We start from the raw sequence: 23,721 nt of genomic DNA, 5'->3' as shown, positions 1-23,721 counted from the left end.
GGCCGGCTACGTCACCCGCAGCGGCGCCACCCCCCGAGGCTCCTGCGCCTGACGCTCCGGCCCCGGAGCAGGCCCCGGCGCCCGTGAAGAAGGCCTACAGCGTCAACTGGGACGCGATCGCCGCGTGCGAGTCCGGCGGCAACTGGGGCATCAGCACCGGCAACGGTTACTCCGGCGGTCTGCAGTTCACCTCGAGCACCTGGCGCGCCAACGGCGGCTCGGGATCGGCGAGCGGCGCGAGCCGTGAGGAACAGATCCGAGTGGCCGAGAATGTGCTGCACTCGCAGGGCATCGGCGCCTGGCCGGTCTGCGGCCGTCGCGGCTGACCAAACGATTCACCACTGACGGCGGTGGCCGGGCTCACGCCCGCCACCGCCGTTGGTGTCCCTGGACGAGCTTCGTAGCCCCGTCCGCTGATTCCGACCCAAACGCCGCCGCGAAATTTATGCTGCCCGCGTGACCGAGTTCCGCGTGTCGTCCCCGCCGGACCTTCCCGGAGTCCCGTCTGCCGAGGGGGCGTTGCCCGGCCCGGATCAACTGCTCGGCCGGCCCCGCGCGTTACCCGTGGACCTGCTGGGCGAATTGCACGGTCCGATCTTCTACGCCGATTTCAACGGCGGGTTCAGAAAGCTCTATGTGTGCTCCCTGGAACTGGTATCGGAACTGTGCGACGAAAGCCGATTCGCGAAGAACCTCACGGCCACCCTTGCTCGAGTACGGCCACTGGCCGGCGACGGCTTGTTCACGTGTTACCACGGCGAAGCGAACTGGCAGCGCGCCCACGACGTCCTGCTGCCGGGCTTCAGTTACGCGGGCCTTCGCGCGTATCACGCCGCGATGCTGGACATCAACTGCACGCTGATCGAGCGGTGGGATGCCAGCGTCGGAGTCGGACCGGTAGATGTGTCGACCGACTTGCAAAAGCTGGCGATGGACACCGTTGCACTCGCCGGATTCGGCTCGCGCTTCGACTCTTTCGAGTGCCCCGGACTGGCTCCGATCCCGCGGAGCTTCACAACAGCGCTGGGGGAGTTGGGTGCGGGCTCGACGACACCGGTGTTCGAACACGAATTGAACACGTTGCACAGCTTCATCGACGGGCTGATCGCCGAGCACCGCTCGGGTGACCGTGATTTCGAAGATCTGCTGACGCTGATGCTCCAGCAGGAGCCCGACGGCAACCCGGTGCTGGAGACCGCGAACGTACGCAACCAGATCCTGACTTTCCTGATCGCTGGTCAGCTGACCACCTCGGAGCTCATGCCTAACGCGCTCTACAACATCGTCAGCGATCCGGCGGTGCTGCATCGAGTCCAGACCGAAGTCGACACTGTGTTCGGCGCCGACGACGACTACCTGCCCGGCTACGACGACATCGGCAAGCTGACCTATCTGCGGCAGGTGATCGAGGAAACCCTGCGACTGTCTCCGCCGGTGCTGCATTTCGATCGGATGGCCCTGGAAGACACCATCATCGGTGGCACGTACCCGATCAAGCGCGGAGAGGCGGTCACCGTGCTCACCGGCGCGTTGCACCGCCAGCCGGGCTGGGGCGACAACGTCGAATTCTTCGACCCGAGCCGGTTCGCTCCCGAAGTTTCGGCGTCTCGGCCGGCCGCGTTGTTCAAGCCGTTCGGATCCGGTGCGCGGTCATGCATCGGCCGCCAATTCGCGCTGCATGAGGCGGCGATGGCACTGGCCCGGCTGGTCCACCGCTACCGGCTGATCGACGCCTATCACTATGTGCCGCAATGGGAAACCCCGACCAGTCGTCGACCGGTCGGGTTCCGGCTCGAACTGATCCGGCGCACCCCGCAGGATCGCCGTACCGTTGCGCCTTCCCGTGAGACCACCGCCGGGCAGAACGAATCGCAACACCCAACGGCGATCACGCAAGGCACCAGGCTCGCCATCTTCTACGGTTCCAACCTCGGCACGTGCCGTGCATTGGCCCGTCAATTCGCCGACGATGCAACGGCTCTCGGCTGCGTGGCCACGGTCGCACCACTCGACGACGCTGTCGGCGGCTTCCCCGAAGCCGAGGCCGTCGCGATCATCGCGTCCTCGTACAACGGACAGCCGACCGACGATGCGCGTGGCTTCCTGGCCTGGCTCCTTGACGCGAATACCGCCCTGAAGCCGGTGCCCAACGTCGCAGTTCTGGGTGTGGGCGACCATAACTGGGCGGACACCTACCAGGCGATCCCGCGGCGCATCGACGAGCGCCTCGCCGAGCTGAACGCCAACCGGTTGATCCCGCATGCCGAGGCCGACACCTCGGGTGATCTGGTCGGCACGGTCGAGGAGTTCGCCGGCGCATTGTGGGCGTCGCTGGCCCGACAGTTCGGCGACCCCGACGCCGCGCCGCTCACCGATGCCGGCGAACCGCTGTACGAGCTGCGCCGGATCGTCGGCCCGGTGACGGCGGCGATCGACGCGCGGTCCTCGGTAATCCCGATGACCGTCGTCGAGAACACTCAACTGGTCAGCGCCGGCCTGGGTCAAGCGAAAGCCAATGTCCGCGTTGATCTTCCGGACGGTGTCGACTACCAGACCGGTGATCACCTCACGGTGATGGCTGACAACCCACCGGAGCTGGTCGACGCGGTGTTGGCCCAACTCGGCATCGATGCCGAACTGAGGCTGTCGATCAATCCGCGGCGCAGCTCGCGGCGGCTGATCGCGCTGGACCGCGAGGTCAGCGCACGAGAACTGCTCACGCACTTCGTCGAGTTGCGAAAGCCGGTGACCAGCAGCCAATTACGCAGCCTTGCCGCGGCCAACACTAATCCCGAGCAGCGTCGGCGACTCACCGAACTGGCCGAGGCTCCGGACGGCTGCCCGCTCAGCGTCTTGGAGTGCATCGGCGAAAACCCGGAGTGCGTTCTCACCGGTGCCGAACTGCTCCAACTACTCGATCCCATGGTGCCGCGGCACTATTCGATCGCGTCGTCGTCGATGCTGTCGCCCCGCACAGTGGGACTGGTCGTCAGCGTGCTCGATGCGCCGGCCCGGTCCGGTCACGGCGTGTTCAAAGGTGTCGCATCCAATTACCTCGCGACAGTTGAACCCGGGCAAGTGATCCGGGCGCGGGTGGACCCGGCCCGTCAGGCGTTCCGGGCCGGTGCCGATCCGGCCAAGAACGTGATCCTGGTCAGTGCCGGAACGGGTGTCGCGCCGTTCCTCGGTTTCCTCGGTGATCGACTCGCAGCACAACGCGCGGGAGCTGCGGTGCAGCCCGCGCTGTGCTTCTTCGGGGTGCGCGACCCGGACGTCGACTACATCTTCCGAGACCGGTTCGAGCAGGCCGAGGTGCTCGGTATCGTACGGATGCGGCCTGCCTTCTCCCGCGCACCACAGGACGGGGTCCGCTACGTACAGGACCGGATCGCCGCGGATGCCGACGAGGTGTGGAGCCTGCTAGGCGACCCGGCCAGGGATACGCACGTCTACGTGTGCGGCGACGGTGCGCACATGGCACCGGCGGTGCGCAGCTCGTTTATCGACATCTACCGGGCGCGGACGGGCGCTGACGATACGCAGGCCCGCGACTGGCTGAAGGGGCTCGTCGAATCCGACCACTACGTCGAGGATGTGTGGGCCGGCTGAACCCGTGACGCGTTGTGTTACCAACGACTCATGACCTCATCGGCATTCGACAACCTCGACGACTACGTGGCACTGCCCCGCATAACCGGTCTCGCCGTGTCGGTCGACGGCTCCCGGGTGGTGACCACGGTGGCCGAACTCAACGACCAGCGCAACGGTTACGTCAGCGCCGTCTGGGAACTCGACCCCGGCGGGCAGCGCCCCGCCCACCGCCTGACCCGCAGCGCCAACGGGGAGTCGTCGCCCACCTTCACCGCCGACGGCGATCTCCTGTTCCTCTCCTCGCGGCCGAAAGCCGGCACTACCGACGTCAAACCGCCCGCCTCGCTGTGGCGGTTGCCGGCCGGCGGCGGTGAGGCGGTCGAGGAGGTGAGCATGCCGAGCGCGATCAGCGCGGTGCGAACGGCCCGCGCCACCGACGTAACCGTGATCGGCGCGGCGATGCTTCCGGCGGCCCGCGGCGTCGACGACGACCGCCGACTGCGTGATCTGCGCAACGACGGCAAGGTGACCGCGATCCTGCACACGGACTACCCCGTGCGCTTCTGGAACCACGACGTCGGCCCGGATGAACCACATCTGCTCGACGCCGACGGTCCGCGTGACCTGACGCCGCATCCCGGGGCTGCCCTGCTCGCCGCCGGCTTCGGTGACGCCGATTTCGACATCAGCGCCGACGGCAGCTTCCTGGTCACCACCTGGCAGCTCACCGGGCCCGGTCCGACCCAACGGTCGGTGCTGATGCGGATCGACCTGGCCTCCGGGGAGCGCCGCGTCATCGCCGACGACCCCGATGCCAGCCTCGACCACCCGGCGATCTCACCGGACGGCGCGGGCGTCGCGTTTACCCGCGACGCCATCTCCACATCGGAGCGTGCCCCGCGAATGACGTTGCAGCACATGCGGTTCGGTGATCAGCCGCGATCGGTAGCCGAGGGGTGGGATCTTCGGCCGAGCTCGATCACGTGGTCCAGCGACGGTGCGGTGCTGATCGTCACCGCCGACCAGAACGGCCGCGCACCGATCTTCGCGGTCGATGTGGCGACCTCGACGGTCAGCCAGCTCACCGGCGACGACTTCGCCTATACCGATGTCGTCGCCGCGCCCGGCGGCGTGCTCTACGCGTTGCGAAGTTCGTATGCGACACCGCCACACCCCGTCCGCATCGATCCCGACGGCGCGATCACGACGCTGCCGTGCCTCGACTTGCCCACGCTGCCAGGGACATTGACCGAGATCGCCGCGACGGCCACCGACGGCACGACGGTGCGGTCGTGGTTGGTGCTGCCCGACGGTGACTCGCCGGCCCCGCTGCTGCTCTGGGTCCACGGTGGCCCGTTGGGCAGCTGGAACGACTGGGCCTGGCGTTGGAATCCGTGGCTGATGGCCGCGAAAGGTTACGCGGTGCTTCTGCCCGATCCGGCGCTCTCGACGGGCTACGGGCAGGACTTCATCCAGCGCGGCTGGGGCGCCTGGGGCGGACCACCCTTCGACGACCTGATGGCGGCGACCGACGCGGCATGCGCGCATCCGCGTGTGGACGCGACCCGGACGGCCGCGATGGGTGGCTCGTTCGGCGGATACATGGCCAACTGGATTGCGGGCCACACCAACCGTTTTGCCGCGATCGTCACTCATGCCAGCCTGTGGGCGCTCGACCAGTTCGGGCCCACCACCGACACCGCCTACTACTGGCGCCGCGAGATGACGCCAGAGATGACTGCCGCCAACTCGCCGCATCACGTCGTCGGCAACTTCAGTACGCCGATGCTGGTCATCCACGGCGACAAGGATTATCGCGTGCCGATCGGCGAAAGTCTGCGGCTCTGGTACGAGCTGCTGGCCTGCTCGGCGCTGCCGGCCGGCGAAGACGGCAGCAGCCCACATCGATTCCTGTACTTCCCGACCGAGGACCACTGGGTGCTCGCACCGCAACACGCCAAGGTCTGGTACGAGGTGGTGCTCGCCTTCCTGGCCGAGCACGTGCTGGGGGAAGCCGCGGAATGGCCGGAGGTGCTCGGAGTAGCGTCGCGCCCGTGACCGCAACGCGCGAATACGACATCGTCCTGTACGGCGCGACCGGCTTCGTCGGCAAGTTGACAGCCGAATACCTGGCCAAGGCCGCCGGCAAGGCACGCATCGCGCTGGCCGGCCGCTCGACCGACAGGCTGCGGGCGATCCGCGACACACTGGGTGAGTCGGCACAGTCGTGGCAGCTTCTGACCGCTGACGCGTCGCAGCCCAAGACCCTCGACGCCATGGCGGAGCAGACGCAGGTGGTGGTCACCACCGTCGGGCCCTACACCCGCTACGGCCTGCCGTTGGTCGCGGCGTGCGCGGCCGCCGGAACCGACTACGCGGACCTGACCGGCGAGCCGCCGTTCATGCGCGAGAGCATCGACCTCTACCACAAGCAGGCTCAAGACACCGGCGCGCGAATCGTGCACGCCTGCGGATTCGACTCCATCCCTTCGGATCTCACCGTCTATGCGCTCTACCGCCGAGCCCGCGAAGACGGCAGCGGCGAGCTTATCGATACCGACTTCGTGGTTCGCTCGATGTCTGGCGGGATTTCCGGCGGCACGATCGCGTCGGGCGTGGAGGTGCTCGACGCAGTGTCGAGAGATCCCGATCTGCGCCGTCAATTCGCCGACCCGTACACGCTGAGCCCAGACCGGGATGCCGAACCCGAGCTCGGCCCGCAGCCCGACCTGCCGCGTCGGCGTGGCGGTCAGATCGCGCCCGAGCTGACCGGCCTATGGACCGCCGGGTTCATGATGGCGCCATCTAACACGCGAATTGTGCGCCGCAGCAACGCATTACAAGACTATGCCTACGGGCGCCGGTTTCGCTACACCGAGCACATGAACGTCGGCTCCTCAGTGCTGGCTCCGGTCGTCTCAGCGGTCGTCAGCGGGATCGGCAACGCGGTATCGGCACTGGGAAGCCGCTACTTTCGCCTGTTGCCCCGCACACTGGTTGATCGCGCGCTGCCCAAGCCCGGCACCGGACCCAGCGAAGCGGTTCGCGAGCGCGGCTTCTACAAGGTGGAGACGTACACCGCCACAACCTCCGGCGCCCGCTATGTCGCCACCATGGCCCAACGGGGCGATCCCGGCTACAAGGCCACGGCGGTGCTGCTGGGTGAAAGCGGCCTGGCGCTGGCGATGGACCGCGACGCGCTCTCCGATCTGCACGGGGTGCTGACCCCAGCGGCCGCGATGGGAGACGCGCTGATGGCGCGACTCCCGGCCGCGGAGGTCTCACTGGAGACCGCGCGATTGATGCACCGCTGACCTGTCGCTCGCTCCGGAAAGAAGTCCTGTCGGGCAAGATCAGCTGGGGCTAGTGTCGTTTGTGCGAACCAAACCATCCCAGCAACGTTAGGTGGACGGGTCCATGTCAGGCCTTGAAGATCTTCTGTCTCAGATTCCCACGAGTGATATCGCCAGCAAGATCGGCGTCGACGAAGGCGAAGTCAATAAGGCGGTGCAACTGCTGGTTCCGGTGCTCGTCGGTGGTCTGCAAGAGAACGCGCAAGACCCCGAGCACGCCAGCAGCATCGAGTCCGCGGCCGACAATCACGCGGCCAGCGGTCTGCTCGACGGCGGCGTAAGCCTTGACCAGGTCAACGAGGCCGACGGAATGCAGGCCATCGCAAAGATCTTCGGCGGCAACGACGCCGGGCAGGTTGCCAGCGCGCTTGCCGGTGGCGGCGCAGGCAACAGCGACCTGCTCAAGCAGCTGCTGCCGATCCTGGCGCCGATCGTCCTGGCCTATGTCGGCAAGCAGCTCGGCCAAAAGAGCGCACCCGCCAAGGAGGAGGCGTCTTCCGGCGGCGGCCTCAACGACGTGCTCGGCAGCATCCTCGGCGGAATGGCCGGCGGCAACAAATCGCTGGGCACCGTGCTGGGCAATGCGTTGGGCTCCAAGGCGGGCGAGATTCTCGGCGGACTGTTCGGCAAGAAGTAGTTCCACCCGTCGCGCCGCCTGTGATGGGCGGTGTTCGTCGCATGCGTCGGTGCTTTCTAGACTTGACGCGTGACCACAAGCCCAGAACGCGCCGCCGACTCGCGGGCAGAAGACCTGCCCAAGGCGTGGGATCCGGGCGCGGTAGAAAGCGAGATCTATCAGCGCTGGGTGGACGCCGGCTATTTCACCGCCGATCCGACAAGCGGTAAGCCGGCGTATTCCATCGTCCTGCCGCCGCCGAACGTCAACGGCAGCCTGCACATGGGTCACGCGCTCGACCACACCCTGATGGACGCGCTGACCCGGCGTAAGCGCATGCAGGGGTATGAGGTGCTGTGGCAGCCCGGCATGGACCACGCCGGCATCGCCGTGCAAATCGCCGTGGAGAAGCAACTGGCCGTCGACGGCAAAACGAAAGAGGACTTCGGCCGGGAACTGTTCGTCGACAAAGTCTGGGACTGGAAACGCGAGACCGGCGGCAACATCGGCTGGCAGATGCGCGCGCTCGGCGACGGCGTCGACTGGAGCCGCGACCGCTTCACGATGGACGAGGGGCTGTCGCGGGCGGTCCGCACGATCTTCAAGCAGCTCTACGAGGCCGGCCTGATCTATCGGGCCGAGCGACTCGTCAACTGGTCACCGGTGCTCGAGACGGCCATCTCCGACATCGAGGTCAACTACGAAGACGTCGAGGGCGAACTGGTCTCGTTCCGGTACGGCTCGATGAACGACGACGAACCGCACATCGTGGTCGCTACCACCCGGCTCGAGACGATGCTGGGCGACACCGCGATCGCCGTGCATCCCGATGACGACCGGTACAAGCACCTTGTCGGCCAGACATTGCCGCACCCCTTCCTCGACCGCGACATCGTGATCGTCGCCGACGCGCACGTCGACCCCGAATTCGGTACCGGCGCAGTCAAAGTCACGCCGGCGCACGATCCCAACGACTTCGAGATCGGGCTGCGGCACAAGTTGCCGATGCCCACGATGCTCGACACCAAAGGCCGGATCGCCAATACCGGAACACAGTTCGACGGTCAGGACCGCTTCGAGGCGCGGGTGAAAGTACGCGAGGCACTGGCCGCCGAGGGACGCATCGTCGCCGAGAAGCGGCCGTACCTGCACAGCGTCGGGCATTCCGAGCGCAGCGGCGAGCCGATCGAGCCGCGGCTGTCGCTGCAGTGGTGGGTCAAGGTCGAGTCGCTGGCCAAGGCCGCGAGCGACGCGGTTCGCAACGGCGACACGGTGATTCACCCGAAGAGCCTCGAACCGCGGTGGTTCGGCTGGGTCGACAACATGCACGACTGGTGCATCTCGCGCCAGCTGTGGTGGGGCCATCGCATCCCGATCTGGCACGGACCCGACGGCCAGATGGTCTGCGTTGGCCCGGACGAGACCCCGCCCGAGGGCTGGGAGCAGGACCCCGACGTGCTCGACACGTGGTTCTCGTCGGCGCTGTGGCCGTTCTCCACGCTGGGCTGGCCCAACCGCACCCCCGAGATCGAGAAGTTCTATCCGACAACCGTTCTCGTTACCGGCTACGACATCATCTTCTTCTGGGTGGCCCGGATGATGATGTTCGGCACCTTCGTCGGCGGTGACGACGTCATCACCCTCGACGGCGCACGCGGCCCGCAGGTGCCGTTCCAGAACGTGTTCCTGCACGGCCTGATCCGCGACGATTCCGGCCGCAAGATGAGCAAGTCCAAGGGCAACGGCATCGATCCGCTGGACTGGGTCCAGTCGTACGGGGCCGACGCGCTGCGTTTCACGCTGGCTCGCGGCGCGAGCCCCGGCGGCGACCTGTCTATCGGCGAGGACGCGGCTCGAGCGTCGCGCAACTTCGCGACCAAGCTGTTCAACGCCACCCGGTTCGCGCTGATGAACGGCGCCGCGCCGGCCCCGCTCCCGGGCCTCGACGAGCTCACCGACGCCGACCGGTGGATTCTCGGGCGGCTCGAAGAGGTTCGCGACGAAGTGGATTCGGCATTCGAGTCCTATGAGTTCAGCCGGGCCTGCGAGGCGTTGTACCACTTCGCGTGGGACGAGTTTTGCGACTGGTACCTCGAATTGGCCAAGGTGCAGCTGTCCGCCTCCGCCGGTGCTGCGGCCGCGGACACCACCGCGGTGCTCGCGTTTGTGCTCGACGCGTTGCTCAAGCTGCTGCACCCGGTCATTCCGTTCGTCACCGAGACGCTGTGGAAGAACCTGACCGGCGGCGAGTCCATCGTCATCGCCGACTGGCCGCAGTCGTCCGGAATCGCGCTGGATCCTGTTGCCGGGCAACGGATTAGCGATATGCAGAAGCTGGTCACCGAGATTCGCCGGTTCCGCAGCGACCAGGGGCTGGCCGATCGGCAGAAGGTGCCGGCGCGGCTGTCGGGCGTCGACACCGCCGACCTGACCGCCCAGATCGCCGCCGTCTCATCGCTGGCCTGGCTGACCGAGCCCACGGCCGACTTCACGCCGTCGGCATCGCTGGAGGTCGGTCTCAAGGGCGGCATCGTCGTCGTCGAACTGGACACGTCGGGCACCATCGACGTGGCCGCCGAGCGTCGCCGCCTGGAGAAGGGTCTGGCGGCCGCGCAGAAGGAATTGGACTCGACCACAAAGAAATTGGGCAACGCCCAGTTCATGGCCAAGGCCCCGGAAGCCGAAGTCGAGAAGCAGCGCGAGCGGCAGCGGGTGGCCCGTGAGGAAACCGAACGGATCACCGCCAGGTTGGCCGGGCTCACGTGACCTTAGAGCCCGAACCCGACGACGACGACGCTCGACCCGTCGAGACCGTCCCCACCCCCGACGAGATCGCGGCGCTGCTGCAAGTGGAGCACCTGCTGGACCAGCGCTGGCCGGAAACGAAGATCGAGCCGAGCCTTGATCGCATTTCGGCGCTGATGGATCTGCTCGGGTCGCCGCAGCGCAGCTACCCGTCGATCCACATCGCCGGCACCAACGGCAAGACCTCGGTCGCGCGGATGGTCGACGCCCTGCTGACCGCCCTGCAGCGACGCACCGGCCGCACCACCAGCCCGCACCTGCAGTCGGCGGTCGAGCGCATCGCGATCGACGGAAAGCCCATCAGCCCAGCGACATATGTATCGACATACGCCGAGCTCGAGCCGTTCGTGCAGATGATCGACCAGCGGTCGCAAGCGGGTGGCGGCCCCGCGATGAGCAAGTTCGAGGTGCTCACCGCGATGGCGTTCGCGGCCTTCGCCGATGCCCCGATCGAGGTGGCGGTCATCGAAGTGGGTCTGGGCGGGCGCTGGGACGCCACCAACGTGGTCGACGCGCCGGTCGCGGTGATCACCCCGATCAGCGTCGACCACGTGGAGTATCTCGGCGACGACATCGCCGGCATCGCCGGTGAAAAGGCCGGCATCATCCACCGGGCCGAAGACGGTGCGCCGGACACCGTCGCGGTGATCGGCCGTCAGGTGCCCGAGGCCATGGAGGTGGTGCTCGCGCAGACCGTGCGCGCCGACGCCGCTGTCGCACGCGAGGATTCGGAGTTCGCGGTGTTGAGCCGCCAGGTGGCGGTCGGCGGGCAGCTGCTGGAGTTGCAGGGGCTCGGCGGGGTCTACTCCGAGGTGTTCCTGCCTCTGCACGGCGAACACCAGGCGCACAACGCGGCGATCGCGCTGGCCGCGGTCGAGGCGTTCTTCGGCGCCGGGGCGCAGCGCCAGCTCGACATCGACGCGGTGCGGGCCGGATTCGCCGCAGCGACCAGTCCCGGCCGGCTGGAGCGGATGCGCAGCGCGCCAACGGTATTCGTCGACGCCGCACACAACCCGGCGGGCGCGGCCGCGCTGGCGCAGGCGCTGGCCGAGGAGTTCGACTTCCGGTTCCTGGTCGGGGTGATCAGCGTGTTGGGGGACAAGGACGTCGGCGGCATCCTGGCGGCGCTCGAGCCAGTCTTCGACCGAATCGTGGTCACCCACAACGGTTCTCCGCGCGCCCTCGACGTCGAGACGCTGGCGCTCACCGCGCAGCAGTATTTCGGACCGGACCGGGTGGACACCGCCGAGAACCTGTGTGACGCCATCGACATCGCCACCGCATTGGTCGATGAGGCGGACGCCGAGGACGAGTCGTTCTCCGGAACCGGCATCGTGATCACCGGCTCGGTCGTCACCGCGGGCGCCGCCCGCACGCTCTACGGCCGTGATCCCGCGTGACCGCACAGCAGCCCGAGCAGCCCGAGACGCCGAAACCCGACCCGTGGAAGAGCTTTCGCGGTGTCACCGCCGGCACGCTGATCCTCGAGGCGATCGTGATACTGCTGGCGCTGCCGGTGGTCGGCGCGGTCGGCGGGGGTCTCAATGCCGGCGCCCTGACCTACCTACTGGGTTTGACCGCGGTGCTGATTCTGCTGACCGGGTTGCAAGGCCGGTCATGGGCGATCTGGGCCGACCTCGGCGTGCAGCTGATCCCTATCGCCGGCTTTGCCCTCTACCCGGGCGTGGGCGTCATCGGCCTGATCTTCACCGGGGTGTGGGCGCTGATCGCCTACGTGCGGTGGGAGGTTCTGCGCCGCGAGCGGCTCGGCCTGCTCCCTGGCCAGGACGGACCGCCGGAGTGATCGGCTACGCTGTGCGCCGTGACTGAGCGGACCCTCCTGTTGATCAAGCCCGATGGGGTCGAACGTCGCCTGGTCGGCGAGATCCTGGGCCGTGTCGAGCGCAAGGGCCTGACCATTGCGGCGCTGGAATTGCGGACCGTCAGCGAGCAACTGGCCAAAAGCCACTACGCCGAGCACGAGGGCAAGCCGTTCTTCGGCTCGCTGGTCGAGTTCATCACGTCATCGCCGCTGGTAGCGGCAATTATCGAAGGCCCCCGAGCGATCGCCGCGATCCGGCAGCTCGCGGGCGGGACCGACCCGGTCGACAAGGCCACGCCCGGCACCATCCGTGGCGATTTCGGCCTCGAAACTCAATACAACCTGGTGCATGGCTCCGATTCACCGGAGTCCGCAGACCGCGAAATCGCGCTCTGGTTCGGCAAGGCTTGATAACAGCTCAGTGCACTTGGTCTAGCCCGGCACATGGGTATGGGATACTGATAGACGGGTGAACGTCGCCGGACCGGCTTCGGAATGTCGACAGAAGCCCGAATGAAGACTTTGACAAGCGCGACCACCGCGACTCGCGGCGCGGCTGTCCAGCCATCATTCAGACCGGCACCGGGTGTGTTCGACTCGAACTGCTCGGGGCAAGACCATCACAAGCCCGGGAGAAAGTGACCGGGGTACATAGCGAAGCCCTCGCGTGGCCGCGTCGAAAAGACGCGCCCGGGGGCTAGAGGAGAATTCGTGATAGACGGTGGACCATTCTCAGAAGTTCCCGAAGACTCGCCGCAGGGCGAGGAGCTGCCAGAACGGCTGAGGGTTCATTCCCTGGCCCGGGCGCTGGGGACGACCAGCCGGCAGGTTCTCGACGCGTTGATCGAGCTCGACGGTCGGGTCCGCAGCGCGCATTCCACGGTGGAACGAGTCGACGCGGTCCGCGTCCGCGACCTGTTGGCCAGCGCGCCGGCGCCGGTGGGCGCATCAGTGGTCGCGGCCGACGCATCCGGTGAGACCGACGAACCCGAGTCGCGGCTGATGCTGGAGACCGCGCCGGTCGAGCGACCGGAGTACATGCCGCTGTTCGTCGCGCCCCAGCCGGTCGAGCGCGTCGAGGTCCCCAAGAAAGCCGACGAGTCTTCCGACTCCGACGACGACGATGACGACGACTTCGACGGCGACGGGGACGGCGAGGACGACCAGGCGGATCGGCCGGCCAACCGCCGGCGTCGCCGTGGGCGTCGCGGCCGTGGTCGGGGTCGCGGTGAGCAGAACGGCACCGAGAACGGCGTCGGCGACGGCGCCAAACCCGACAAGCCGACCGACTCCGACGACGACTCGGACGATGACACCGACGAGGACGCCGACGACGCCGACACCGGCGACGACGACAACGGCTCCGGTGACGGTGCCAGCAAACGTCGCCGTCGCCGTCGTCGGCGCAAGTCCGGCTCCGGTGACGACTCCGACGACGGCACGTCGCCGGACGACCCGCCGAATACCGTCGTGCACGAACGGGCGCCGCGCGCCAAGAAACAGGCCGACAGCAACGAGATCCAGGGCATCGACGGCTCGACCCGGCTCGAGGCCAAACGGCAGCGCCGCCGCGACGGGCGCGACGCCGGACGCCGGCGCCCGCCGGTCCTGACCGAAGCCGAATTCCTGGCCCGCCGTGAGGCGGTCGAGCGGGTGATGGTGGTCCGCGACAAGGTCCGCACGGAACCGCCGCACCCCGGCAGCCGCTACACCCAGATCGCCGTGCTCGAGGACGGCATCGTCGTCGAACACTTCGTCACCTCGGCGGCCTCCGCCTCCCTGGTCGGCAACATCTACCTGGGCATCGTGCAGAACGTGCTGCCGTCGATGGAGGCGGCGTTCGTCGATATCGGCCGCGGCCGCAACGGCGTGCTTTACGCGGGCGAGGTGAACTGGGAGGCCGCGGGCCTGGGCGGGTCCAACCGCAAGATCGAGCAGGCCCTCAAGCCGGGCGATTACGTGGTGGTGCAGGTCAGCAAGGACCCGGTAGGCCACAAGGGCGCCCGGCTGACCACTCAGGTGTCGCTGGCCGGCCGCTACCTGGTGTACGTGCCCGGCGCGTCGTCGACCGGCATCAGCCGCAAGCTTCCCGACACCGAACGCCAGCGGCTCAAGGAGATCCTGCGCGAGGTCGTGCCGGCGGACGCCGGTGTGATCATCCGGACCGCGTCGGAGGGCGTCAAAGAAGAGGACATCCGCGCCGACGTCAACCGCCTCCAGGAGCGCTGGACGCAGATCGCCGAGCGCGCGCAGGAGACCAAGGAAAAGGCGGCCGGCGCCGCGGTCGCGCTCTACGAAGAGCCCGACGTGTTGGTCAAGGTCATCCGCGACCTGTTCAACGAAGACTTCGGCAAGCTGATCGTGTCCGGCGAGGACGCCTGGAACACGATCAACGAGTATGTGAGTTCGGTTGCGCCGGAACTGGTTTCGAAGCTGAACAAGTACGAGCAGCCCGACGGGGATGGGCCCGACGTGTTCGCGGTGCACCGCATCGACGAGCAGCTGGCCAAGGCGATGGACCGCAAGGTCTGGCTGCCGTCGGGGGGCACGCTGGTGATCGACCGGACCGAGGCGATGACGATCGTCGACGTCAACACCGGCAAGTTCACCGGCTCGGGCGGCAACCTCGAGCAGACCGTCACCAAGAACAACCTCGAGGCGGCCGAGGAGACCGTGCGTCAGCTCCGGCTGCGCGACATCGGCGGCATCGTGGTCATCGATTTCATCGACATGGTCCTCGAATCCAACCGCGACCTGGTGTTGCGGCGGCTGACCGAGGCGCTGGCCCGCGACCGCACCCGGCACCAGGTGTCCGAGGTGACCTCGCTGGGCCTGGTGCAGCTGACCCGCAAGCGGCTGGGGACCGGGCTGATCGAGGCGTTCTCCACGACGTGTCCGCATTGCAGCGGCCGCGGCATCATGCTGCACGCCGATCCCGTCGACTCCGCACCGGCCGCCGGCCGCAAATCGGAGTCCGGTGGTCGGCGCGGCCGGCGCTCCAAAAAGGGCAAGACCGAGGAGCAGGTGGTCTCCACCGTGCCCGCGCACGCGCCCGGCGAGCACCCGATGTTCAAGGCGATGGCCGCGGCCAACGGCGGTAACCACGAGGACGACGAGTCGGCGCCCGCCGAGGACGCCGAGCACATCCCCGGCGCGGACCGGGCCGACTCCGAGGCCGACGAGCAGCGCCAGAAGCAGGCTGCGCGGGAAACCGCCGAGGATGACCTCGACGACGACGACTTCGATGACGACGCCGATGACAGCGATGACGACGACACCGACCAGGTCGACCTCGACGACGACGATGACGACCTCGACGAAGACGACGACCTCGATGACGACGACGACGATGACGACGACGTCGACGAGGATGACGAGTTCGACGACAGCGACGACGATGACGACGACGACTCCGACGACGACGACGACGACCAGGTCGCCGTGGTTGCGGAGCGGCCTCGTCGGCGTCGGGCAGCGGCCCGGCCCGCAGGTCCACCGACACATGAGGACTGATCGGCCGGTTTGACCCTGTAGCCGCTGGTCACGTACCCTGGACCAGTTGTCGTCAGGCCCGCTGATCGGTTTTGGCTGACACCCCCCGACAAGCCGCGCGCGTTCACGCTGCGCGCCCGCACGAACTAGAACAGAGGTAGACGGAACCATGGCGACCTACGCAATCGTCAAGACCGGCGGTAAGCAGTACAAAGTTGCCGTTGGTGACGTCGTCAAGGTCGAGAAGCTCGACTCCGAGCCCGGCGCCAAGGTATCGCTCCCGGTCGCGCTGGTCGTCGACGGCGCCAAGGTGACCTCCGAGGCGTCTGCCCTGTCGAAGGTCGCGGTCACCGGCGAGGTGCTCGAGCACACCAAGGGCCCGAAGATCCGCATCCACAAGTTCAAGAACAAGACCGGCTACCACAAGCGTCAGGGACACCGTCAGCAGCTGACGATCCTGAAGGTCACGGGCATCAAGTAGTAGGAGGCGACAGACATGGCACACAAAAAGGGCGCTTCCAGCTCACGTAACGGCCGCGACTCAGCAGCGCAGCGGCTGGGTGTGAAGCGATTCGGTGGCCAATTGGTCAAGGCCGGCGAGATCCTGGTCCGCCAGCGTGGCACCCACTTCCACCCCGGCGTCAACGTCGGCCGTGGTGGCGACGACACGCTGTTCGCCAAGGCGGCCGGTGCCGTCGAGTTCGGTGTCAAGCGCGGCCGCAAGACGGTCAACATCGTCTCGGCCGCGTCTTCGACCGACTGAGCATCGCGGGCGTGCATGCACGCCCGACGAAATAGAGGAATTTCGATGGCTCCTCGGTTTGTCGACCGCGTCGTCATCCACGCGCGGGCCGGCTCCGGTGGTAACGGGTGCGCCTCGGTTCACCGCGAAAAATTCAAACCGCTCGGCGGACCCGACGGCGGCAATGGCGGACGTGGCGGCAGCATCGTGCTGGTCGTCGACCCGCAGGTGCACACGCTGCTCGACTTTCACTTCCACCCGCACGTCGTCGCCGCGTCCGGCAAGCAGGGGATGGGCGGCAACCGCGCTGGCGCCGCCGCCCCCGATCTCGAGATCAAGGTTCCCGACGGCACGATCGTGCTCGACGAGGACGGCCGGATGCTCGCCGACCTGGTCGGTGCCGGCACTCGTTTCGAGGCCGCCGCCGGTGGTCGCGGCGGGCTGGGCAACGCGGCGCTGGCGTCACGCGCCCGCAAGGCGCCTGGATTTGCGCTGCTGGGCGAGAAGGGCGAAGAGCGCGACTTCACCCTCGAGTTGAAAACCGTCGCCGACGTCGGCCTGGTCGGATTCCCGTCGGCGGGCAAATCCTCACTGGTGTCGACGATCTCGGCGGCCAAGCCGAAGATCGCCGACTATCCGTTCACCACGCTGGCCCCCAACCTCGGCGTGGTCTCGGCGGGGGAGCGGACGTTCACGGTGGCGGACGTGCCTGGGCTGATCCCGGGCGCGTCGCAGGGCCGGGGCCTCGGACTGGACTTCCTGCGCCACATCGAGCGGTGCGCGGTGCTGGTGCACGTGGTGGATTGTGCGACGGCCGAACCCGGCCGCGACCCGATCTCCGACATCGACGCCCTGGAGGCCGAGTTGGCGGCGTATACGCCTACGCTGCAAGGGGATTCGGCGCTCGGCGACCTGATCGAGCGGCCCCGTGCCGTGGTGCTCAACAAGATCGACGTGCCCGAGGCCCGCGAGATGGCCGAGTTCGTCCGCGACGAGATCGCCGAGCGCGGCTGGCCAGTGTTCGCCGTATCGACGGTTGCCCGAGAAGGGCTGCAGCCGTTGATCTTCGGGCTCGCCGAGATGGTTGCCGCTTATCAGGCCGCCCAACCGGTTGTGGTACCGCGACGTCCGGTGCTCCGCCCGGTGCCAGTCGACGAGTCCGGCTTCAGCGTGGAATCCGATGGGCACGGCGGCTTCGTCGTCCGTGGCCGTCGGCCCGAACGTTGGATCTCGCAGACCGCGTTCGACAACGACGAGGCGGTCGGCTATCTCGGCGACCGGCTGGCCCGCCTCGGCGTGGAGGACGAGCTGATGCGGCTCGGCGCGCGCCCCGGCTGCGCGGTCACCATCGGCGACGTCACGTTCGACTGGGAGCCGCAGACACCGTCCGGTATGGACACTGTGATGACCCGACGGGGCACTGACCCCCGCCTGGAGAGCACCGACCGAGTCGGCGCCGACGAGCGTAAGGCGGCCCGCAAGCAACGGCGCGAGCATGGTGAATAGTCTTGCGCGCGAGGCGGTTCGCACCGCGCGCAGCGTTGTCGTCAAGGTCGGCACCACCGCATTGACCACCCCGACCGGCATGTTCGACGCCAGCCGGCTGGCCGGCCTCGTCGACGCCATCGAGGCGCGGATGAAAGCGGGCTCCGACGTCGTCATCGTGTCGTCGGGTGCGATCGCCGCGGGCATCGAGCCGTTGGGGTTGTCCAAGCGGCCCACCGACCTGGCCACCAAGCAGGCCGCTGCCAGCGTCGGGCAGGTGGCCCTGGTCAACGCGTGGAGCGCGGCGTTCGCCCGCTATCAGCGCAGCGTCGGCCAGGTGTTGCTCACCGCGCACGACGTCTCGATGCGGGTGCAGCACAATAACGCTCAGCGCACCCTGGACCGGCTGCGCGCCCTGCACGCGGTGGCGATCGTCAACGAGAACGACACGGTGGCGACCAACGAAATCCGGTTCGGTGACAACGACCGACTCTCGGCGCTGGTGGCGCATCTGGTTGGCGCCGACGCGCTGATCCTGCTCAGCGACATCGACGGGCTGTATAACTCAGATCCACGTAAGTCTGACGAAAGTCATTTCATCCCAGAGGTTTCCGGGCCCGGTGACCTGGACGGGGTGATCGCCGGGCAGGGCAGCCACTTGGGTACCGGCGGCATGGCGTCAAAGCTGTCCTCGGCGATGTTGGCCGCCGACGCCGGCGTGCCGGTGCTGCTGGCTGCCGCGGCCAACGCCGAGGCCGCGTTGGCCGACGCGTCGGTGGGCACGGTGTTTGCCGCACGGCCCAACCGCATGTCGGCGCGCCGTTTCTGGGTGCGCTACGCGGCCGAGTCCGCCGGGGTGCTGACCCTGGATCAGGGTGCGGTGAATGCTGTTCTGGGCCAACGCCGTTCGCTGCTGCCAGCCGGCATCACCGCGCTGGCGGGCCGTTTTCACGGCGGCGACGTCGTCGACCTGAACGGGCCCGACGCGGCGTTGGTGGCGCGCGGGGTCGTCGCCTATGACGCTGCCGAGCTGGCAACCATGATCGGCCGCTCGACCTCGGAGCTGCCCGTCGAGCTGCGCCGGCCCGCGGTGCACGCCGACGACCTGGTCGCGGTCTAGTCCTTCGGGATCGGAGCGAGATACAGAGAACCCCAAGCGATTTCGGTCAGTGCGGTCGCGAGCTCGGGGTCGTATTCGGGCGGTCTACCGGGGAGGTTCTGCTGACAGGCCCGCTCGACCATCCAGCTGAGTGCGCTGGCGGTGGTGGCCGCGGGTAGTTCGCGGCGGATCGAGCCGTCGGCCTGCCCGTCCTCGATCACCTGCGTCAGCCGACCGGAGATCCCGGTGAGCAGCTCGCGGTAGGTCGCCGCGACCTGTGGGTCGTAGCCGGCCATTTCGTTGAGTGCCACCAGCACGGGCTGATGCCGCCGGTAAGTGGCGATGATGCCGGCCATCGCGGCGCGGACGTCGGCGGGGTCGTGGCGCCACGCCACGCCCCACCAGAGTTCGGCGCTGTCGGCCAGTTCACCGAACACCTGGCGGGCCAGCCGTCGCAGCAGGTCGCCCTTGTCCTCGAAGTAGATGTAGAAGTTGGCCCGCGACATCCCGGCCTCGGTCGACAATCGGTCGACGCTGAGTTCGGTGAAGCTCGCGCCGTCGCGCATCAGCCGTTCGGTGGCGTCGAGTAGCCGGCGCTCGATCTGCTCACGTCGCTCCTGCCGCTTGGCCTGCGGCTTACGGGTGACTGACGGCATGCCAGCCAGTATGACACCTTGACTAGACACTATGTCTAGTCTTAGGGTCATCGGTGTTCTGAGTCTGTGACCGGCGTCATATTCGATGGAGGATTCGCCATGACCGCGACGGCTGCCACCCCGCGTGCCTACGACCCCGTCGACCTGTCGTCGCGGGCGTTCTGGTCGACCAGTGCGCAGGAACGTGAGCGGTCGTTCGCGGAGCTGCGGGCCGCTCGTCCGGTGAGTTGGCATCCGCCGGTGGAAGACGCGATGCTGCCGTCTCCCGACGACCCGGGTTATTGGGCGGTCACCCGTCGCGACGACATCGTCGCGGTCAGCCGCGACAACGAGTCGTTCCTGTCGGGCCAGGGCGTCATGTTCGAGAACTTTCCGGTGGAGCTGCTCGAAGCGTCGCAGTCGTTCCTGGCGATGGACCCGCCGCGGCACACCTTCCTGCGCAAACTCGTCAGTGCCGCATTCACCCCGCGGCAGGTCCGCCGCATCGAGGACTCGATCAAGGCGAACGCCAAGACGATCGTGGCTGAACTCAAAGCCGCCGGCAGCGGCGCGGATTTCGTCGACCTCTGCGCCAAGGAGCTGCCCATTCGCACGCTGTCGGACATGGTCGGCATCCCCGAATCGGAGCGGCAGAAGCTCGCCCACGCGGCCGATGCCATGGTGTCGTCGGGCGACCCGGAGTACCTCAACGGTCGCCACCCGATGGAGGTGCTGTTCGAGGCGCAGACCTATGTGCATCAAGTGGCCGGGACGCTGGCCGCCGAACGCCGGGAGCACCCCGGCGAGGATCTGTTGAGCGGGCTGGTCAACGCGGAGGTGGACGGTGACCGGTTGTCCGACGCCGACGTCGCCGCCTTCTTCGTGCTGCTCACCGTGGCCGGCAACGACACCACCCGTCAGACCACCAGCCACGCATTGAGGGCCCTCACCGACTACCCCGACCAGCGAGCCTGGCTGCTCGAGGATTTCGACAACCGCATCGGCGGAGCCGTCGAGGAGTTCGTCCGCTTCGCGACACCGGTGATGACGTTCCGTCGCACGGCCGCCAGGGATGTCGAGCTAGCCGGCCAGCCCATCCGCGCCGGCGAGAAGGTCGTGATGTTCTATTCGTCGGGCAATTTCGACACCGAGGTCTTCGAGCACCCCGAGCGTCTCGACCTGAGCCGCAACCCCAATCCCCACGTCGGCTTCGGCGGCGGCGGCGTCCACTTCTGCCTCGGCGCCAACTTGGCCCGGGCGCAGCTGCGGGCGATCATCGCCGAGCTGCTGCATCAGCTGCCGGATATCCACGCCGGCGAGCCGGTGTATCTGGCCGGCAACTTCATTCACGGCATCCGCGCCATGCCCTGCACGTTCTAGCCGACCGCGGCGGGGGAGAGCTCCTCGGCCAACAGCGTCAGCAGCTCCGAGCAACCGCCGTCGACCTTGACACTGGCGTGCTGGTCGCCGCGGGTCGGTCCGCGATTGATGATCGCGATCGGCATGCCTAAGGCCGCGGCATGCCGTACGAACCGGTAGCCGGAGAACACGGTCAACGACGAACCGGCGATCAATAACGCATCGGCCTGGTCGACGAGCGACAATGCTTGCTGGACAACATCTTTCGCGACACTTTCGCCGAAGTACACGATGTCGGGTTTCAGCATGCCGCCGCACGACGGGCAGTCGAGGTAGCGGAATGACGCCGTCTCGGTCACGACGGCGTCGGCGTCCGGCGCCACCGCCAGCCCCCCGACCGCCTCGACCCGCTCGGTGAACCCGGGGTTCAGCGCCTCGAGTTCGTCGGCCAGGGCCGCGCGCGTCATGGCATGGCCGCAGCCCAGGCAGACCACCTGCGCGTAGGTGCCGTGCAGGTTGATGACGTTCTGGCTGCCGGCCTTGGTGTGCAACAAATCGACGTTCTGGGTGATGACGCCGCTCACGACGCCGTCACGTTCGAGCGCCGCCACGGCGCGATGCCCGGCGTTGGGTTGGGTGTCGTCCATGTGCCGCCAGCCGACGTGATTGCGCGCCCAGTACCGCTGGCGGAAGACCGGGTCGCCGGTGAACTGGCGAATCGTCATCGGATTGCTCGGCGGCGAGTCCGGCCCGCGGTAGTCGGGGATGCCGGAGTCGGTCGACATCCCCGCTCCGGTCAGCACCGCAACGTGTCGCCCGGACAGCGCGGCGACCAGCTCCGGAGCCTCTGCACCCACTGCCGTCACCCCGTCAAGGGTACGGATCTAGCCGAGGCAGTCCGCCGCCGTCGTCAACTCGGCATCCATGTTCCGCTGCATCATGGTCAGCGCCGCATCGCTCAGCTCGGGGTCGATGCCGGCGACCGCATCGGTCGGTACGACCAACGGTATGTGGCGCACGTAGGCATCCAGCGCGGTGTAGAGGATGCACTGCTCAGTGACCTGCCCGGTCAGGACCAACCGTTCGGTGCCCAGGCGATCGAGCAGGTACGCCAGCGGCGTCGAGAAGAACGCGCTGTGCCGCACCTTGGTCAGCGTCCGGCAGTGCTGGGTCGGCACGATCGGATCCACGAGATCGGGACGGTCGCCGTGGCAGGCCGAGCGAACGATGTCGGAGAAGTCGGCGGTGAAATCACCGTAGTTGTCATTGACGTAGACGAGGTCGACGTCTTCGGCGTCACGACAGCGTTTGATCAGGTCAGCCAGGGGACTGACGATTTTCTCGACGTTCGGGATCAGATGCTCCGCGTCGGGATGCTGGTAGCTGTTCATCATGTCGATGACGAGGACGGCGGTATCAGTCATCCGCCAGGAGTACCCCGTGGCGCCGCAAACGTGACCGTGGTCGGGGGCCCTTTTTGCGATCACGTCGATTGCGGGCATTTACATGAATCGCCTATGTCGCTCCCTGGGTGGCCACCTCGCCGACTACTGTGGAAAACGTGGCGTTTGCCACGCGTTCATGTCGCTACAGACCCTCGGCGACGCCGGCCGTCGGGCTTTGTTCACGCTCGGGCCGCAGTGCCCACGTTCGGCGCGTGCCGGTGATAAGCGATTACGGCTTCGCTTAATCGACTGATTAATGACGATCCGCGCAGGTGTAGCCACAGGAAAGGAGTAATGCTGGTGCTCGATTTCGGTGCACTGCCGCCCGAGATGAACTCGGGCCGACTGTATGCGGGTCCGGGATCGGGCCCGATCATGGCAGCGGCGTCAGCGTGGCAGGCGATGGCCGGCCAACTGGAGTCGGTCGCCCGCGGGTACGCCGCGGTGATCGCCGGCCTGCAGGGCGAATCGTGGTCGGGAAACGCCTCGTCCGCCATGGCCGACGCGGCTGCACCCTACGTCGACTGGATGGCGACGGCGGCGACGAAGGCCGAGGAAACTGCGGGTCAGGCCCGCGCCGCAGCGGCGGCCTACGAGGCCGCGTTCACGGCGGCCGTGCCGCCGGCCCTGATTACGGCAAACCGCGCCCAGTATGCGGCGCTGGTCATGGCGAACATCTTCGGCCAATACACCGCGCAGATCGCGGCCGCCGAGGCCGCCTACGCCGACATGTGGGCCCAGGACGCGCAAGCGATGTACAGCTACGCATCGGCGTCCTCGACCGCGACCGCGCTGTCGCCGTTCACCGAACCGCCCGAAACCACCACGGCTGCTGGCCAATCCGCTCAGGCCGCCGCGGTGACTCAAGCCGCCGGCAGCTCGGGCTCCAACACTGTCCAGTCGGCGCTGTCTCAGTTCTTGGGATCGGTTCCCAAGCAACTGCAAAGCCTGGCGACCAGCGGGTCGTCGACGGCCGCCACCGACCCGTCGGCGTCGATCTTGACCGCTTTCAGCAACTTCAACACGCTCACGGGTCCGGCGAGCCTCGGTGCCGCTTTCAGTCGCACGGCGACCAGCGGCGGAAGCTTCCTCACCGGGGCGTACCGAGCCGGCATCCAGGCAAAGGACTTACCCAAGATCGCCGAGGAGGGTGCTGAAGGCGCCGGCAAGGCCGCGGGTGGCGCCAACGCCGCCACCCAGGCCTGGATGCCGGAGGGCGCGCAGCGGCCGGTGCTCGCCGGCATCGGCACGGCCGAACCGATCGGCGGGCTGTCGGT

19 protein-coding genes are annotated in these 23,721 nt (G+C 67.6%); 16 read left to right on the top strand and 3 right to left on the bottom strand.

Features of this window, described 5'->3' with window-relative positions:
• From A5658_RS08035 to proB, 14 genes are all read left to right on the top strand, one after another.
• Positions 1-326: transglycosylase family protein (locus A5658_RS08035; RefSeq protein WP_156751325.1), on the top strand; the 326-nt coding region annotated here is incomplete at its 5' end.
• Positions 327-456: 130 nt separating this feature from the next.
• Positions 457-3,609 (top strand): cytochrome P450, encoded by a 3,153-nt coding sequence (locus A5658_RS08030; protein WP_067332934.1) that lies wholly within the window; start codon positions 457-459, stop codon positions 3,607-3,609.
• Between the two features lie 30 nt (positions 3,610-3,639).
• Positions 3,640-5,649: an LpqB family beta-propeller domain-containing protein gene (locus tag A5658_RS08025; RefSeq protein ID WP_067332931.1), complete on the top strand. Its 2,010-nt coding sequence runs from the start codon at positions 3,640-3,642 to the stop codon at positions 5,647-5,649.
• Positions 5,646-6,905, top strand: a complete 1,260-nt coding sequence (locus A5658_RS08020) for a trans-acting enoyl reductase family protein (protein WP_067332929.1) — start codon at positions 5,646-5,648, stop codon at positions 6,903-6,905. Before A5658_RS08025 ends, A5658_RS08020 begins: the two co-directional genes overlap by 4 nt.
• Positions 6,906-7,008: 103 nt before the next feature.
• A complete protein-coding gene (locus A5658_RS08015; protein ID WP_067332939.1) occupies positions 7,009-7,581 on the top strand; it encodes a DUF937 domain-containing protein in 573 nt (190 codons plus the stop codon).
• A gap of 69 nt (positions 7,582-7,650) precedes the next feature.
• A complete protein-coding gene (locus tag A5658_RS08010; protein WP_067332927.1) occupies positions 7,651-10,326 on the top strand; it encodes a valine--tRNA ligase in 2,676 nt (891 codons plus the stop codon).
• Positions 10,323-11,765, top strand: a complete 1,443-nt coding sequence (locus tag A5658_RS08005) for a folylpolyglutamate synthase/dihydrofolate synthase family protein (RefSeq protein WP_067332925.1) — start codon at positions 10,323-10,325, stop codon at positions 11,763-11,765. The genes A5658_RS08010 and A5658_RS08005 overlap by 4 nt, the downstream gene beginning before the upstream one ends.
• Positions 11,762-12,169 carry a DUF4233 domain-containing protein gene (locus A5658_RS08000; RefSeq protein ID WP_067332923.1) on the top strand — a complete coding sequence of 136 codons (408 nt, stop codon included), beginning with the start codon at positions 11,762-11,764 and terminating at the stop codon, positions 12,167-12,169. Before A5658_RS08005 ends, A5658_RS08000 begins: the two co-directional genes overlap by 4 nt.
• An 18-nt stretch (positions 12,170-12,187) precedes the next feature.
• Entirely contained in the window at positions 12,188-12,598 is a 411-nt protein-coding gene (ndk, locus tag A5658_RS07995) for a nucleoside-diphosphate kinase (RefSeq protein WP_067332922.1), read from the top strand.
• 300 nt (positions 12,599-12,898) lie between these two features.
• Positions 12,899-15,700, top strand: coding sequence for an Rne/Rng family ribonuclease (locus tag A5658_RS07990; protein WP_067332921.1), 2,802 nt, complete (start codon positions 12,899-12,901; stop codon positions 15,698-15,700).
• Positions 15,701-15,848: 148 nt separating this feature from the next.
• Positions 15,849-16,160, top strand: coding sequence for a 50S ribosomal protein L21 (gene rplU / locus A5658_RS07985; protein WP_067332920.1), 312 nt, complete (start codon positions 15,849-15,851; stop codon positions 16,158-16,160).
• Between the two features lie 15 nt (positions 16,161-16,175).
• Positions 16,176-16,442 carry a 50S ribosomal protein L27 gene (rpmA, locus tag A5658_RS07980; protein ID WP_067332919.1) on the top strand — a complete coding sequence of 89 codons (267 nt, stop codon included), beginning with the start codon at positions 16,176-16,178 and terminating at the stop codon, positions 16,440-16,442.
• A 45-nt stretch (positions 16,443-16,487) separates the two neighbouring features.
• Positions 16,488-17,927, top strand: a complete 1,440-nt coding sequence (obgE, locus tag A5658_RS07975) for a GTPase ObgE (RefSeq protein ID WP_067332918.1) — start codon at positions 16,488-16,490, stop codon at positions 17,925-17,927.
• On the top strand, positions 17,917-19,026 hold the full coding sequence (proB, locus tag A5658_RS07970) for a glutamate 5-kinase (protein ID WP_067332917.1): 1,110 nt from the start codon (positions 17,917-17,919) through the stop codon (positions 19,024-19,026). Before obgE ends, proB begins: the two co-directional genes overlap by 11 nt.
• Here proB and A5658_RS07965 read toward each other — a convergent pair.
• Complete coding sequence (locus A5658_RS07965; RefSeq protein WP_067332916.1) at positions 19,023-19,661, bottom strand: TetR/AcrR family transcriptional regulator; 639 nt, start codon at positions 19,659-19,661, stop codon at positions 19,023-19,025. The genes proB and A5658_RS07965 overlap by 4 nt on opposite strands.
• Positions 19,662-19,760: 99 nt before the next feature.
• Between A5658_RS07965 and A5658_RS07960 the strand changes: the two genes are divergently transcribed.
• Positions 19,761-21,020, top strand: a complete 1,260-nt coding sequence (locus tag A5658_RS07960; RefSeq protein WP_067332938.1) for a cytochrome P450 — start codon at positions 19,761-19,763, stop codon at positions 21,018-21,020.
• Here A5658_RS07960 and A5658_RS07955 read toward each other — a convergent pair.
• Together A5658_RS07955 and A5658_RS07950 are read right to left on the bottom strand one after the other, a co-directional pair.
• On the bottom strand, positions 21,017-21,865 hold the full coding sequence (locus A5658_RS07955; protein ID WP_067332915.1) for a Sir2 family NAD-dependent protein deacetylase: 849 nt from the start codon (positions 21,863-21,865) through the stop codon (positions 21,017-21,019). The genes A5658_RS07960 and A5658_RS07955 overlap by 4 nt on opposite strands.
• Positions 21,866-21,883: 18 nt before the next feature.
• Positions 21,884-22,423: a cysteine hydrolase family protein gene (locus A5658_RS07950; RefSeq protein ID WP_067332914.1), complete on the bottom strand. Its 540-nt coding sequence runs from the start codon at positions 22,421-22,423 to the stop codon at positions 21,884-21,886.
• A 315-nt stretch (positions 22,424-22,738) separates the two neighbouring features.
• On the opposite strand from A5658_RS07950, the gene A5658_RS07945 reads away from it, so the two are divergent.
• Positions 22,739-23,721: PPE family protein (locus tag A5658_RS07945; protein ID WP_067332913.1), on the top strand; the 983-nt coding region annotated here is incomplete at its 3' end.

The organism is Mycobacterium sp. 1245111.1, assembly GCF_001673405.1.
Lineage (GTDB): Bacteria > Actinomycetota > Actinomycetes > Mycobacteriales > Mycobacteriaceae > Mycobacterium.
Note: the sequence above shows the minus strand (reverse complement) of the source record. Positions and strands in the feature narration are given on the sequence as shown.